At 38.2% G+C, this 17,036-nt stretch carries 7 protein-coding genes; 4 read left to right on the top strand and 3 right to left on the bottom strand.

The features are described 5' to 3' along the window. Positions 1–22: 22 nt before the first annotated feature. The 3 genes from WA256_RS17050 to WA256_RS17040 all read right to left on the bottom strand — a co-directional run bounded on the left by WA256_RS17050 (position 23) and on the right by WA256_RS17040 (position 4,251). Positions 23–1,813 carry a 2OG-Fe(II) oxygenase family protein gene (locus WA256_RS17050; protein WP_335992704.1) on the bottom strand — a complete coding sequence of 597 codons (1,791 nt, stop codon included), beginning with the start codon at positions 1,811–1,813 and terminating at the stop codon, positions 23–25. A gap of 53 nt (positions 1,814–1,866) precedes the next feature. Next, entirely contained in the window at positions 1,867–3,012 is a 1,146-nt protein-coding gene (locus WA256_RS17045) for a DUF547 domain-containing protein (RefSeq protein ID WP_063529721.1), read from the bottom strand. A 63-nt stretch (positions 3,013–3,075) separates the two neighbouring features. Further along, positions 3,076–4,251 carry a DUF547 domain-containing protein gene (locus WA256_RS17040; protein ID WP_062567006.1) on the bottom strand — a complete coding sequence of 392 codons (1,176 nt, stop codon included), beginning with the start codon at positions 4,249–4,251 and terminating at the stop codon, positions 3,076–3,078. Positions 4,252–4,891: 640 nt separating this feature from the next. Between WA256_RS17040 and WA256_RS17035 the strand changes: the two genes are divergently transcribed. The 4 genes from WA256_RS17035 (at position 4,892) to WA256_RS17020 (ending at position 16,968) form a co-directional block, all read left to right on the top strand. After that, the gene (locus tag WA256_RS17035; RefSeq protein WP_062567005.1) at positions 4,892–7,555 is read left to right on the top strand and encodes a TonB-dependent receptor; all 2,664 of its coding nucleotides are present in this window, start codon (positions 4,892–4,894) and stop codon (positions 7,553–7,555) included. A gap of 115 nt (positions 7,556–7,670) precedes the next feature. Then, on the top strand, positions 7,671–9,611 hold the full coding sequence (locus WA256_RS17030; RefSeq protein WP_335992703.1) for a S9 family peptidase: 1,941 nt from the start codon (positions 7,671–7,673) through the stop codon (positions 9,609–9,611). Positions 9,612–9,903: 292 nt separating this feature from the next. After that, positions 9,904–12,570, top strand: coding sequence for a TonB-dependent receptor plug domain-containing protein (locus WA256_RS17025; protein ID WP_054564038.1), 2,667 nt, complete (start codon positions 9,904–9,906; stop codon positions 12,568–12,570). 243 nt (positions 12,571–12,813) lie between these two features. After that, on the top strand, positions 12,814–16,968 hold the full coding sequence (locus tag WA256_RS17020) for an ATP-binding protein (protein ID WP_335992702.1): 4,155 nt from the start codon (positions 12,814–12,816) through the stop codon (positions 16,966–16,968). Positions 16,969–17,036 lie beyond the last annotated feature (68 nt).

The raw sequence follows: 17,036 nt of genomic DNA, 5'->3' as shown, positions 1-17,036 counted from the left end.
ATCATTTAGATGGTCTTTTTTATTATTTTAAGGGCATGATATCACACGGAATAGTTAGCCGAGGGCTAGTACTTTTTAGTTGGTATGTACCATGCCAAATATAGCTTGGAAATATAATAATTTGACCTTCCTCAGGGCATATTTCACGAGCTATAGACTCACGCTCACCTAAGTTAAGACTGGTTTCTCCTAGCTTAAGCCAGCCATTTTTAGTTTCATCATCTTTACTCATCTCATTAGGAATAGAAATATAGCTCGGCGCTGATAACCAACCTTGAGGGTGGATATGATTAGCATGAAAACCGCCTTCTTCTAGTTTCACCGACCAACTACCTCTGGCAACAAAGCGTTTATGATTACGCGCTAATAGAGGGTGGTTAGCATCCTCTGGTAGCTGCATCAGGTATTGATTAATGCATTCATTCATAGATGACTTAAATAAATCAATAAGTTGGTTTGAACGGTGTAACAAGTGACCTTGTGTTTGGCTGCCACTGCGCACACTTTGATCTAATGGTTGTAGTTTATTTGTGTGAAGGCTGATCATTAGCTCCTGCAACTGCTTATTAAAATCAGCAAAGGTCTTAAAGCCAGGCGGAGCAGGTAGCTCCATCACTTTAACGAATTTATCTAGGTCAGTTAACCAGTGATATTTATCATTATTTGATAGTCGCCAAGCAATACTTAAATATGCCCAAAGCTCTTGGTTGTGAGGATTAAATTTTACTGCGGTTTCTAAATGAGAGATCGCTGAGCTGTAATCGCCTTGTTGTATGTAAAAGTTTGCTAAATCAATACAGTAACGAGCATTTTGTGGAGCTGCTTTAACGAGTTGCTGAAGGAGTGAAAATGCTTTTTCTTCGTCACCTGTTCTATCTAGAATTATACTGTGTGCATGATGTAAATCTAAATTTTGTGGATGGTTTCGTGTTGCATCACTGCTTACTAATAATGCTTCTTCCAGCTTATCTAGTTGCAGTAGTTGGCCAATTTGAGAGTGGATCAGAACAGGGTTTGCATCATAATTTTTGAAAGTTTGAGCATATGAACTCATTAATTGGCTCTGAGAGTGCTCCCAGTAGAGCTTGTTAAGGCTTTCATGCGCTGGTACATAGTTAGGAGCAAGTTCTAAGCATGCCTTAAGGTGAGCTTGTGCTTGTTCATATTGCTGTAAATCATAGTATGTACAACCAACTATGTAGTGCAACTCGGCACTTGGTTGCTGTTTTAAAAGCATTTGCAAAAGCGCTAAGGCCTCGGCAAATTGACCTAAATTTCGATAATTACAAGCATGTTTATAAACGAAATGAAATTGCCCCTTTAATTGAGCTGGCAATTTTGTTTGAAAATACTCTTCGATACGTTGTAAGTCACCAAAGCGCTCGAAAAGTTCTAAAGTGAGCCAATGGTAACGAACGAATGAGTTCTGCGAGGGCGATGTTTTGCTCAATAAATGTTCGGCTTTTAATAATTCATCTTGATTAATTAGGCTTTCAATGTAATTAAGTCGTGGCTTTTCGAGTGATAAAGAAGCTGTGTTGTATTCACAAAACTGAATACACTCTGCATACTTTTTTTGTTTACAAAGTAGATTTGTGTAGTTGTCTAAAAGGCCAACATGATTGCTAAATTGGCTAAGGCCTTGTAAATAACACTGCTCTGCTTCAATAGTTTTGTTTACAGCTGATAAACATAAGCTATTTAATGTATACCAATCAGCGGTTTTATTTGTATGTAAAGAAAGGAGTTGTAATGCCTGCACATATTGTTGTTGATTGAATGCGTGCAAAGCTCTTTGCAATGAATTATTCACTCGTACACCCTGTTTTTGCTTTATGTTAACAGGGCGTACAGTAAAGTAAAATATTACTCTTGATTTACATCAAGGTCTTTGATTTCTACAGTACCTTTAATGCGTTCTCTTTGTTTATAAAGCTTGCGAATTTTCTTCCAAACTTGTGGGGGGTATCGACCAAATTGAGCTAGCCGCTTCGTTAAGGGATCGGTGATATAGCTTCCGTCTGCTGCACGATATCCATATGTCATTCCTCCTATACCCTCTAGCGCGGCCCTGTTAATAGCAGAAGAGGCGCCATAGGCTCTATGCGTGCGATATAAATCCACGATATGCCAATCATCTATTGTAAGCTTAAACCCTTTAGAAGACTCTACAGCATCTTTTAAAGAGCCATTAGTATAGTGTTCAATATGAGACTTTAAATCTTGCTCAAAGTCGTCAAACAAGGCTTCTGTTTGCTGGTAATAGACGGATAGGTAAAGTCTATCTTTCCCTTTAATTTGCATACCTCGGTTAGAATTAACAAATTCCTCACCATTGTCTGCTAGTTGGTAATACACTTTGTTTCCTACATAGGCCTCTGGGCGAAGATTTGGGCTGCCTATATTTCCTTGGTGAAATCCATACATAACAATCGGTTTATTTTTACCAAACTTTTTAAAGACAATGTTGTGTTGTATGTCATTTAAAGACAGGCTATGTCCCATAACAGTGATAAACTCCTCATCAAGTAATGAATTATCACCAAATAATAAATCTTCAGTACTAAAGATAGGGTAGTGCTCAATGAGTTTCTCTAATAATGCTGTGGTATATAAATTTAGCCAATAAGCCAGTTGCTCAGATAAAACGAGCTCATTAAGTGGGATTTGTTCAGGAACTTGTTCAAGGCTCAGACGTATTTTTTTAAAACCAGTTTTCAGGTTTGCCTTTACAACTTCTTCATAATAAAAACGATTTGCTTCTAAAGCTGTATCGTTATTTTTATGTGCTCGGGTGCGTGTACCAATGCCTGATTGGCCTTTTCGAAAACCTCGGTCTGAGCGGCCTAAGTCAATAACTGTGATTTTAAGTAACTGATCTAAATCACCATAAGATATTGTTAAATCACTATCTAAGCCGAAATCGGCAAATTCTTCAGGTAAAGTGTCTAGTTTTGCTGACGAGTGTGCAGTAAAGAAAATTGCGGTTATTAATAAGAGTGGTTTAAGCATAGCGAACTCCCTGTTCATAAAAAAGCCACCCGTCACATTCTTTTGACGAGTGGCCCTCTTATTTTAATTGTTTGAATCAAGATCTTTAATCTCAACAGAGCCACTGTTGTCTTGGCGCTTTAAGTTAAGTTTTTTGATTTTCTCTAACATTTCAGGAGAAAAACGACCAAAATCCATGGTGCGCATCATAATTGAATCTGTAATATGACTCACATTAACCGCCCCAATACCCGCGCCACTACCTTCAGGGCCCATTGGTACAGCTGAGTTGCTTACTACAGCATTAAGCATTGCTGCAGGGTTAGTTGATGCCGATCCGCCATAGTCACGGTCGGTACCATACAAATCAGTAATACTCCAATCTTCGATATCAACTTTGAAGCGTTTGGCGTATTTAACATCGCTTTTCATTTGACCTTCAGCGTAGTCTTCTAAGTGCTCACGTAAGTCACTTTCGAAATCTGAAAATAAAGACTCGGCTTGCTCATAATACTTAGATACATAAAGGCGGTTTTTACGTTTAATTTGCATGCCTCTATTTGAGTTTACAAATTCCTCTCCATTTTCAACAAGTTGATGGTAAACCTTGCTACCTTTATATGCTTCATCTCGAAGGTTTGGGCTGCCAATGTTACCTTGATAAAAGCCATACATAACTATCGGCTTTTTTTTACCAAATTTTTCAAAAACAATTTTATGTTGAATATCATTGAGTGAAAGTTTGTAACCGGCAACGGTTAAAAACTCATCTTCTAAAATCGAATCATCACCAAATAGAAGGTCTTCTGTGTCGCGAATAGGGTAGTGTTCAATTAATTTTTCGACCATGGCTGTATTATATAGGTTAAGCCAGTAAGCTAACTGCTCGTCTAGGCTTAAATCATTCAGCGACACTTCGCTAGGTACCTTCTCCAAGCTAACTCTAATCTTGTGAAAGCCATCCTTTATCTCAGACTTAGTAACACCTTCGAAGAAAAAACGATTGGCTTCAAGCGCAGTATCGTTGTTTCTGTGCGATTTCATGCGGGTGCCAATGGAGGATTGAGATTTGCGAGAGCTTCGGTCTGACATCCCCATGTCGATAACAGTCATTTCAAGTAAGTTATCAAGGTCCTCATACGAAATTTTAATATCTCGATTAAGGCTAAAGTCTGAAAATTCTTCTGGTAGTTCATTTATTTTTGCATACGAAGAAAGTGAGCAAAACGTAAATGCAATTAGTAATAATTGTTTAAACATGATTTTTCCTTGTTGTTTTAACAATCTTACTATCAGTGATTGTTACAGTTTTTTCAAGTTTATATGTACCGAATTCGTTCTAGTTTTACTTGTTTATCTTCAGAAAATATAAGGGGTTAAATGTTTTTCTACACTTTTCGTTAGTTATTGCTAGTTAATAGAATGTTCATTCTATTAACTTTTGCATCATTTTGTCCTTTTTCTACATGTATCAATCATTTTGACCATGTTTATTGTGGTTTCATCTTAATTGTAAGGTCTTAAAATTTTATTTTTTTATTTTTAAAGATAAAAAATGCCATTTATCAGTACTGGATTTTGTTGTGTAAATTGCAATTGTTGGTGGGTTTTGCTTTAGTACCCATATTAATACTAAAAAATTAAATTCTTTTTGATCTTTGTAACCTGTTGTAAATGTTGCTGTGTCTATTGTATTTAAAGGGGTTTGAAGGTGTTAATTATGTTTTATTATTTTGGTTAGTGTTTTATTTATTGTTAAAAATTGAACTTTTGAGTTAGCGAAGTGTTGACCTTTAAGAGTGGCGAGTATTATTATCAAAGCTCAAAATTACTGCCTAATATGCATTTTTTTTGAATAACTATAAATATTCCATGAATAACATGGTCCAGGGAGAATCAAATGTTAAATAATAAAGTTTCAAAAGCTGTTCGCTTAGCGATCGCTTTTGGCGCAGCTTCTACAGCTGCATTTTCTGCAAGCACATTTGCTGCAGATGAAGAAAACGCAGAAAAAGTTGAGCGTATCCAAGTTACTGGTTCACGTATCAAGCAGGTAGATCTTGAGAACAGCTCTCCAGTTACCGTTTTATCAGCGGCAGAAATCAGCCTTTCAGGTGAGCCTACAGTTGCTGACGTTTTAAATAACCTTGCTTCTAACTCTTTCGGTTCTTGGAAAGGTGTATCTGGTTACGGTGCTGGTGGTGCAGCTTCTTCTAACATTAACTTACGTGGCCTTGGCTCTGACGCGACACTTGTATTATTAGATGGTCGTCGTATGCCTGGTACAAGTTCATCTTCTGGTTCATCGGCTGATACATCAATCATCCCAATGGCTGTTGTTGAGCGTGTTGAAATTCTTCGCGATGGCGCATCAGCTGTTTATGGTTCATCTGCAGTTGCTGGTGTAATCAATATCATCACTAAAAAAGACTTTGATGGCGTTAGCGTAAAATACGATTACGAAGTACCTAAAGTTGAAGGTGGCGAAAGCAAAACTTTCTCAATTACTTCAGGTTACACATCTGAAAAAGGTAACATCATCTTCACGTATGAAAACTCACGTGACAATGCAATCTTCGACAAAGAAATTTGGGCGATGGACGATCCAACTTACGGTGCGTACAGCGGTTATAGCCATGTTCCAAACTACCGAATCGGTGGTGCGGGTAGCTATATCTCTAACCCTGAGCTTTGTGACCAAACAGCTGACGTCGTAAATTCTATGGATGAGAACGGCGTTGGTGGTTGTTTATACAATTACGGTAACGTTACAAAATTCTACCCAGACGTAGAAAACAACTCATTCTTAACTAACTTTAACTATGAATTGACTGACAACATTCGCTTTGTTGGTCGTGCAATGGCAAGTTTCAACGAAACAAACTCTCGTTACGCAGGTACGCCAGTATCTACCGGTGCAGTTTGGATGGATGCTGACAACCAATATAACCCAGAAGATGAAGATATCCGTCTTTACATGCGTTCTGTGCCAATTGGTAACCGTGATACAAAAACAGAAGTTGTAACTACAGACATCGTATTAGGTCTTGAAGGCTTCACTGATATTGGTAATGGTTTTGATTGGGAAATCAACTATCAAAACAGCATCTCTAAAACAAATGTTTTTGGTAGCAACCTAGTTAATGACGTAATGTTACAAAGCGCAATTGACTCTGGTGAATATGATATTCTTAACACTACTGGCATGAGCTACGAAGAGTGGAATACTCAACTTACAGACTTATACCAATATGCAGCGCATACAGGTACTTATGAAGGTCGTTACGAAAGCCAACAAATTGATGGTTTAGTATCTACTACATTCGTTGATAACGGTGATTTCGTTATTGCTGGTGTTGTTGGTGCAGAATTTGAAGAAATTGATTTCACTCAAGTATCTGACCCTGAGTCTGCAAATGGTTTCATCTCAGGCGGTTCAGGCGGCGATGACGTATATGCAACTCGTGACCGTACTGCTGCATACATGGAAATTCAAGCAAGCTTACCTTACGAAATTGATGTAACTGTTGCTGGTCGTTATGAGAAATACGAACAGTCAGGTATGACTAACCTTGGTGAAAAGAGCACTACATTTGATAAGGTTGTTCCAAAAGTAGGTGTTACTTGGCGCCCAACTGACACATTATTAATCCGTGGTTCTTGGGGTGAGTCTTTCCGTGCTCCTAACATGGGCGAAATGTTCCAGTCTTATGCATTAAGCTTCCCAACTGTTCGTGATACAGCATGGTGTGATGCTAACCCTGGTCAATCATTAGAAGGTTATTGTTCTGACGCTGGTGAGCAAGTAGCGACATGGTTCGGTGGTAATGCAAACCTTACTGAAGAAACGGGTGACTCTACGACGCTTGGTTTCGTATGGGATATCGTTGATGGCTTAGCAGTAGAATTAACTTACTACGATATCAGCTACGAAAACCGTATCGATGACGTAAGCACAACTGAACTTCTACGTATTGAACAAGAAGAAGGTGGTTTAGGTTCTACACCAGATGCTATCGACCGTGCTAATGGTACTGGCCAAATTGATTACATCTACACAGGTTATATCAATAAAGCATCACTACAAACGTCTGGTTTCGATTTCTCAACTCGCTACAAGCATGAAACTAGCTTCGGTGACTTTGGCGTAATGCTAAACGTTTCAAAAGTTATGGAATTTGAAGAGAAAGCTGACAAAGATGCAGAACCGTTTGATTATGCTGGTCTTCAAGATTACCCAGATTGGAAAGCTGATTTAGGTGTTAGCTATTCTTATGAAGATTACAGTGCTTCTTGGACTATGTTCTACGTAGGCGCTCAAGAGTCAGGTAACGAAGAGTGGGGTGTTGATTACCTTGCTGACGTTCCTTCATACTTCAAGCATAATGCTCAGTTCACATACACTGCACCAACAAATACTAAAATTTCTGTAGGTGTTAACAACGTATTTGATAAGAAAGCACCTTCTTGGTATGACGGCTTCCGTGATTACCGTGATTCAAGCTGGTCATTATACGATCAAACAGGTCGTTCAATGTACCTTCGTTTAGAACAAAAATTCTAAGCTAAAATAATTAGTATAAGCTCTTAAAACCCTGCTGTAGCAGGGTTTTTTTATGCAAAGTACTAAGTTACAAATAACCCAAACATTTATCGTCATAATTAAAGGGAATATTAAAATGAAAATAATATGGTTTTTACTTTTGAGTAGTTTGCTCAGTTTATCTATGAGTGTCGGCTCCAAAACGCAAGACATCCTAATTGAGGACTTCTTTAAAACACCTAAATTTTCTAATTTGCAACTTTCTCCAAATGGTAAGTACCTTGCGGTTTTATCGCCAATTAACGAGCGTAGAAATATTGTTGTAATGGAAGTTGATGGCTTTAAAAATGCGAGGCCAATAACAAAGTTTGATGAGCAAGATATCAATAGTTTCTCTTGGGCGAATAATGATGACATTATTTTTACACTAGACAGTAATGGTAATGAAGCATTCAGTATTTATACAATTGATGCCCATAAGAAACGTGCGAAGGTCGTGCAGTTAGTCGGATCAAAAGTTGGCGCATCAGGTATCCGCTCTGCATCAGTTGTGCATTTATTACCAGATGATCCGAAGCATATTCTGGTGCAATATAACGGCCGAAACATTGTTGCTCCAGATTTATATAAACTGCCAATCGACAGCCGTTGGGATCGTAAACACGAACGTAATTACAAGATGGACTTACTTGCAAAGAACCCTGGTAACGTTCAAGGGTGGATGCTTGATCATGATGGTGAGGTACGTGGAGCTTTAACGATTGAAGGTTTAAAAGGTACTCTACTATATAAAGGAAAAGGCGAAGAAAAGTTTAGAGTATTACGAGAGTACAATGCCGAAGAAGCAAATATTGAACCATTGGCATTTGATTTCGATAATAAAAGGTTGTTCGTCGCTTCTGATTTAGGTCGTGATACCAAAGCTGTTTTTTATTTCGATCCAGAAACGAATAAGTTAGGCGAACAAATTTTTGCCCATGATAACGTTGATGTTACATCGCTTAGCTTTTCGAGAAAGCGTAAAAAACTTACTTCAATTAGTTTTTATGACAAATACCCTGAAGAAGTATACTTCGATGAACAGACTGCAAAAATGATGACCTCATTAAAGCAGACATTTCCCGATAAAGTTGTGACAATCACCAGTCGCTCTGATGATGAAGTGCTCAATATTGTCTATGCAGCGAGTGACACTGATCCCGGCCAATATTATTTATTCAATAAAAATGACAATAGCTTAAAAGCATTATTAAGCCCAATGTCATGGATAGATCCTAAAGCGATGTCGCCGATGCAGCCTATCGAATTCAAAAGTAGAGATGGTTTAACATTAAATGGTTATATCACAATTCCTAAAAACTCGTCGGGTAAACAGCTACCTCTTATCGTAAATCCACATGGTGGTCCCTTTGGAATTCGAGATTATTGGGGATTCAATCCTGAAGCCCAGTTTTTTGCAAGTAGAGGCTATGCCACAGTCCAGGTTAACTTTAGGGGGTCTGGCGGTTATGGTCGCAAATTCCAGCAAGCGGGCTATGGTGGTAAATGGGGCGCTGAAATGCAAAATGATATTACAGATACCGTTAAATATTTGGTTTCAGAAGGTATCGCAGATGCGAATAAGGTCTGTATTTATGGCGCGAGTTACGGTGGCTATGCCACAGTAGCAGGCCTTGCGTTTACACCTGAACTTTATAAATGCGGAATAGATTACGTTGGCGTAACAGATGTGTCTTTATTATTTGATACATTACCAAAGCATTGGGAGTCACAACGTGAAGTGCTTGAAATGCAGATTGGTGATCCATCTGATGAAGCCCTAATGAAACGAATGTCACCGTTGCAACATGTTGATAAAATTAAAGCGCCACTAATGATAGTGCAAGGTGCGAAAGACCCGCGCGTAGTTAAGCAACACGCAACTGATTTACGCGATGCACTGGCAAAAAAAGGAGTAATTTTGTCAGATGATGAATGGATAATGAAAGAAAATGAAGGTCATGGCTTTCAAAAGCAAGAAAATAAAGTTGAGCTTTACACAAAAATGGAAAAGTTTTTGGCTAGATATTTGAAATAATAAATTATCAAAAAAAATATAAAAAACCCAGAAATTAAGGCTCGAACCTTGTTCTGGGTTTTTTATTGTTTCGAATATATAAACTAATGTGAAATATATGTAATCAAATTTTTCTTTAATCTTATATACACTTGAAACTTAAAATTTACATTGAAAAACAATGGTTAAAAAACTGTTGACCAAAAGTTGTCCCTAATATTAGTATTTAATTCCCTTATGGGGTACTAGTACCTTTTTAAGGGGTAAAATAAATTAATAAAGTCATAACATGGATATGACCAGGGAGAATCAAATGTTAAATAATCAAGTTTCAAAAGCAGTTCGCTTAGCGATTGCTTTTGGTGCAGCGTCAACTGCTGCATTTTCAGCTTCGTCTTTTGCTGCTGAAGAAGAAGGTGTAGAAAAAGTTGAGCGAATCGAAGTTACAGGTTCACGTATTAAACGAACTGACATTGAGGGTGCAAACCCTGTTGTTGTAATCGACCGTGCATCTTTAGATAATTCAGGTCAATTAAGTGTTGCAGACGTATTAAACCGTTCAACATTTAACTCATTTGGTTCGATTCAACCATCATCAGGTAGTACTGCGCAAAGTCAGGCAACAGTTAACTTACGTGGTTTAGGTTCTTCAAGAACACTTGTTTTAATTAACGGTAAGAAAATGCCAGGTTCACCTGTTATGGGTGGTGGTGCAGCTGACTTAAATACCATTCCTTTTGCTGCTGTAGAGCGCATTGAAGTTATGGGTGATGGCGCATCTGCGGTATATGGTTCTGATGCGATCGCCGGTGTAGTTAACATTATTTTAAGAAAAGATTTTGAAGGTGTTCAAGTTCAGGGTCGTATGGGCACTCCGAGCCGTGATGGCGGTGGTGATGAGTCATCATTCTCAATTATCACAGGCCTTAAATCAGAAAACTCTAACCTAGTATTCAGCTATGAGCATGATGAGCGTGATATTATTTTTGCTCGTGATCGTTGGTTCTCACGTGCAACAGACGATGGCTCAGGTACATTCGCTGGTACAACAGGTCAAAGCTGGTATGGCCGTAACATTCTAGATATGCAAACATTTGAGTTTAACCCAATGATCACTGGTCAAGACTGTTCGCAGTACGGTGATTCATTTGCTTATCATAATGATGCACCAGATTTCCCTGCTGACGACGGCTGTCACTATGATTATACTGCTGTTGCTGCTGACGCTGCTTCAACGAAGCGTGACTCAGTATTTGTTAACTTTGATTATGACATCAATGATGATTTAATCTTTAACTTCCGTTCATTACATTCGCGTAATGAAAGCTTTGGTCGTTTCGCACCTGCAGCAGGCTGGTTTACATTCCCTATTGCGCTTGCTGAAGACACAGAAAAAGGCTTAATGGCTGTTAATGAAGGCGACCGTGGTTATTACCGCTTTAATAACGTAGGTACTTCACGTGACACTTGGCAAGTTAGCAACATGGCTGATTGGAGTGCATCTCTAAATGGTATGGGTGAAGTGTTTGATTGGCATGTAGATGCACACTACAACCGTTATGAAATGAACGAGTGGGGTCAAGGCTATGTTCATCGCCCAAGCGTAGAAAATGCGATCATTGATGGTTGGGATCCACGTGACCCAGATCAATCAGCGTATGCTACTCAATTAGCTAATATCGCCGCAAATAGTAACCGTCGTTCTGGTAGTACATTACGTGAAGTAACTGCAGGCGTAAGCTTTAATGAGTTAGCTACTTTACCTGCAGGTGAACTAGGCCTATATGTTGGTGCTAGCTACCGTGAAACTGATTACTTTGACCAAGCGGAAGCTCAAAACGAAGCGAAAAACATCATTGGTACTGCTGGTGGTTCAGCGGCAGGTGACCGTACAGAATCAGCTGTTTTTGCTGAAATGTTAATCCCTGTAGTAGACACATTAGAGTTAAACTTAGCTGCTCGATATGATGATTACAGCGATGTAGGTTCATCATTTGTTCCTAAAGTTTCACTTAAATACCAGCCATTTGATGAGTTAGTTTTACGTGCTGCTTGGGGTGAAGGTTTCCGTGCTCCAACGTTGGAAGATCTATATAAAGCACCACAAGAGTCAGCTTCATCAGCTAAAGATGTTGTGGTATGTACATCAGCAGGTACATCACGCTCTGATTGTCGTACACAACAACATACAACTTACTTCATCGGTACTGATTCATTAAAACCTGAAGAATCAGAAAGTGTAAGTTTCGGTATGGTTTATAACATCACTGATAATATCGATATGTCAGTTGATTACTATGATATCGAAATCACTAACCAAGTTAGCTCGTTATCTACACAAGACGTATTTGACCTTGAGTTAGCTGGTCTTCTAGGTGACCCTGAAGATCCAAATGATAACGCTGCTGGTTATGACCAAGTATCTGTAGACCGTGGTGGTAATCCAACGGGTCGTTCGTTACTTGTTACTGCACCAATGGCTAACATTCCTGGTTTCTCTACAGATGGCTTAGATTTCAAACTTAACGCAGTATTTGACTTAGGTGGCGCAGGTCTACTTCGCTCTAAGTTTGCTTGGTCAGAAGTACTTAGCTATGAAGAGCCAGATATCATTGGTTACCCTAACGTTGATAAAATTGGCCGTGCTGGTTTACCAGAAAGAAGAATCAGCTGGGGCTTAACATGGGATATCGAAGCTCACATGTTAAACGTAAACTGGAACCACATTGCTTCTACAGCTGAAGAAACTGAAGATGCAAATGATGAAGGTACTAAGTTCAAAGCAGTTGGTGAGTTATCTTCGTATAACATTATCGATATTAACTATACTTACGCAACGCCTTGGAATCTTGATCTAACACTAGGTGTTAATAACTTAGCTGATAAAGATCCAGTATTGAACTCTGAATTAGACTACGACGACACTCTTTATAGTCAAGTTGGTCGTCTGTACTATGCAGGTTTCAAATTTAAGTTCTAAACGAACGATTTAAATACTTGTATATTAAAACCCTGCACTTGCAGGGTTTTTTATTTTATAAACAAATTCACTACAGGTTTTACAGTTATAAAATAATTAATTTTTAAGGCTTAATTATTTACTTAAGCTCTTGCTCAAGATTTATGTGCAGTTGTTTAAATCAATTTATGCTCTTATACTTAAAAAACCTTAATAAAAGCGATGTTTAAGTTGAGTTATTTCCATAAAATCATAGTGTTGTTTTTGACGCTGTGTCTTTCATTCGATGTGTTAGCCACACAACTCAAAGCGGGTATCGTTAACTATAATTTTTTTCCTTACCATACCCGGGATGCTGATGGGCAGTTTTCGTGTGTTATTGTTGGTTATAGTAATGAAATCGCTCGCTTGGCTGAAGCCGATCTTGAATATCGTGTTTACGACAGTTTAGATGAGTTGTTAGATGCGCTTAAAGTTGGTGAGATCGATTTTGCTGTAGGCCTAAATAAAACCGCACAACGCAAAAAGCATTATTTATTTTCAACACCCTTCATGGAAGCGCCAAGAGGTATTGTCGCAAATCAGTCTATCGCAAATGATGCTTTGAAAAACTTAGCAAGCTTACGTTGGGTGTGCATTACGGGTAGTTCACATTGTGAATATTTAGTTGAAAATGGCGCGCTATTTATCAATCGTTTTATAAAACCCGAAGACGCCTTTAAAAAAGTAGCAGATGGCTCGTTTGATGCTTTTATGGGGGATTACTCGGTTTTATCCCACCAACTAAAAAATCGCTCTCAAGAAAACCTAAAAGTTGTGAGCCCAGTTTGGTTATCGAGCGAAACCTTGCATGTAATGTTTAATAAAAATAAAACAGCATTACGCAATCAGGTTAACTCGGTATTAGCCGCTATTTCACCAACCACGAGACAATTATGGGAAAGTTCTGCTAGTGAAGAATATTTAGCCGCTAAAGCGTATAGTCAATTTAAGCGTGACTTTAACCGTATTGATAAAAAAGAAGAAAATAATTACTTACTGACATTCTCTTTTGTCGATGGTTTATATCCAATTCATGCGACAAGTAATTTAGGGGAAGCTAATGGCTATTTAAACGATACTCTTGAGCTTTTAGCGCAGCGCAGTGACTTTCAGTTTAAGTATATACCTGCGGCTAATTCGAAAGAGTTGGAACGACTATTTTTAGCCAATAAAATTGATTTAATTCCGACCATGAACCCTACTAAAATTGATGAGGGTGTGTTGATAGCACTGCCTGCTCACTACAGTTTAGAGATGGTGTTAATCTCTAAACGAGCAAGCCAAACTAAACGAATTGGTTATTTAGAAGCGTTTGCTGACCCTAAGCAAAAGCTTGTAACGAATGAACTCGTTGAAACGGTATCATTTGACTCAATTAAAACGCTATTTTATGCACTGAGAAATGACAACATTGATGCTGTGATATTGCCGCAAAGTATTGCGGCATACCAGTTAAACCAATTCTATATTGGTGAGTTTTATATTAATCCAAAATACCGTTATACCCAGCCTATTTATTTTTTAGTGAATAAGCACTTTTCAGAGTTTGCGACTTTGCTAGACAGTTTATTTAAAACACTGACCAGCAACGATTTTAGCCATGTTGTGAACCGTCATGGCATTTTTAGTATTGAACGTGGCTACGACCGTAAAACAGTGAATACCACGGCAATTCTTATTTTAATTTTAATCGCTGTGTCGGTGATTTATTTTATTAGCTGGCGGTTAACTATTAATCGCGAAATTGCAAAGCGTAAAGAAGCTGAAGAAGTGGCATTGATTAAGCTTAACTTTACCCAAAAACTCATTGATGACTTACCCACTATGGTGGTGATTCAAGATCAGCATCAAAAACGCGTTATGTGGAATCGTGCCTACAAAGAAAATTTTGCTCACTTATGGGATGAAAATAACCAATATCTGCGCGGCGACATTAAAGTTGTAAAAAAACTAATTTCACAAAATGAACAAAGTTTAAATTCAGGCAAAGTCATTAATCAACATATTAATTACACTAACAAATCTGGCAAAGAACTGGAGCTGCTTTACACTAAAAAGCCGTATGTGGGGTTAGATGGTGAACTAGCAGGCATCATGACAGTGCTTACTGATGTTACTGAGCACCGCCATTTACAACGTGAGAATCAGTCAGTTCAACAGCTTCTACAAACCATCACAGATACCATACCCGGCGGCGTATTCCAGTATGAGTATTATGACAATGGTGAGGGGTGTTATACCTATATAAGTAAGGGCGCGCAGAGCTTATTAGGTGTCACTTCACGAATGATTAACCAGCGCGGTATGACGGGATGTATCTCGCCATTTATTGTTGATGAAGACCGCGTGCAAATCGCCAAGAGTTTTAAAGCAGCGACAAAATTTAACAAACTGATTGATATTGAGTTTCGGATAAATAATCTCGGCCAGCAAATTTGGTGTCGTTATATTGCTAATGCTGAAATTAATAAACGAGACGATAAGCAAGGTGTGCGTTGGAATGGGATCTTGCTGGACATCAGCTTACTTAAACGTCAACAAGCAGACTTAAGTAAAGCTACTCAGCTTGCACATCAAGCTGATCTAGCAAAAAGCCGCTTTATTGCCACTATGAGTCATGAATTAAGAACGCCAATGTCTGGGGTAAATGGCTTTATAGAGTTGTTAAAATCATCACCGCTTGATGAAGAGCAGCATTACCTCGTTGAGCACATTGACAGCTCTGTAACCAAGCTTCGCACATTAGTGGATGATATTTTATATTTTGCTAACACCACTACAGGCAATATTGAAGTTGAATTACGTGAGGTCGACCTAGAAGCACATTTATGTCGTGTTTTGCGTGCCCATGAATATCTAGCTAAGCAAAAAGGGCTTGAGTTTAACGTGATATGGCGCACAGCTGCTTATACCTTAGCTTCTGTTGACATAAGCCACTTGATGCAGGTTCTCTCTAATGTTTTAAATAACGCTGTGAAGTTTACTGAAAATGGTTCAATAAGCTGCGATGTGTTATTTGAGAAGCAGTCTTTAAAAATTGAAATATCAGATACAGGTAAAGGTATGACGGCTGAGCAGTTGGCGCATACATTTACCCCTTTTGAGCAAGCTGACAACTCAATTCAACGTCGCCATGGAGGTACAGGCTTAGGCTTGAGCTTGGCAAAGCAACTTGTTGAAGCAATGCAAGGTGAAATATCCATTTCAAGTACTTTTGGTAAAGGTACCAATGTTTACATTGCTGTGCCACTTAAAAGCGTTAGCAAACAAAAACTGCAGGCTGTATCAGTGAATTGGGCTGTGTGTTCTCAAGACCATCAGTTATTAAATAATCTAGCTAATATTGGGGTAAAGCATCATCAATTAAGTTGGCCAATAGATATAGAGGCATTTACACAGGAAGATAATATTCTTATTGATGAAAGCTATATTAAAACGTTGTGGGGCGCTAACTGGCTGCAATCAATCAGTACTGCAACCAACAACTACATCTTAGTCGCAAGTGCAAAAAAAGAGCATAGGCCGGCTAATTGTAGCTGTCATATTTTACCTATAGAGCCATTATATCCAGATACTCTAAGAGAGCTTTTAGATAATGTACATACCAGCAATGATGAGGGGGTGGCTGCGCAAAATGCTCAGTTACATGGGCAAATATTAATTGCTGAAGATAATAAAACAAATCAATTATTACTCGAAAAACAATGCCAGAAGCTTGGTATCAAAGCAGTGATGGTTGATGATGGTATTGCTGCACTCAGAGCACTTGAAACAGGACAGTTTGATTTATTACTAACCGATTGTCATATGCCTGACTTAGATGGGTTTAAATTAACGGAGCAATTACGTAATCAAGAAAAATTTAAACATTTGCCAATTATTGGCTTTACCGCTGATGATTCAAAAGAATGTTTTAACAAAGCATTAAAGTCAGGAATGAATAGTGTTTTATTTAAGCCTTATAAACTTAATGAATTATATAATCGTCTAGCTGAGTTTATAGATTTAAGCTCTAATGATTTGCCTAATAGCAGTGAAGGCGTTGATATCAGTTTACAAGGTATAAAAGATAAGCAGCATTGGTTAACTGTTTTTGGTAATGAGAGTGATGCAAAAATGCTTGCCGACGTATTTATTAACAGTTTGCAAAATGATTTAAATACTCTACAAGAGCACTTGGAAGCTCAAAATTTAGAAAAGGTTTCTGCTGCAATACATAAGCTTAAAGGCGCAATTGTCATGCTACAATATCCTCCTTTATCAGAACTTATTGTGACAACGGAAAGTAGCTTTAATCAGCAGCAAGACACATTAATTGTTGAGAAATTAATTGCTGAGTTAAGTGATGTCATAGATAAAATTAAGCTATGGCTATAATGAAAAAATAGGATAAATAATAAACATAGAATAGATTATTTCATTAAATCCACATATACTAGTTGGTG

Origin of the sequence: Pseudoalteromonas sp. CH_XMU1449-3 (genome assembly GCF_037027245.1) — a bacterium.
GTDB lineage: Bacteria > Pseudomonadota > Gammaproteobacteria > Enterobacterales > Alteromonadaceae > Pseudoalteromonas > Pseudoalteromonas shioyasakiensis.
This window is presented reverse-complemented; position numbering and strand designations above follow the sequence as displayed.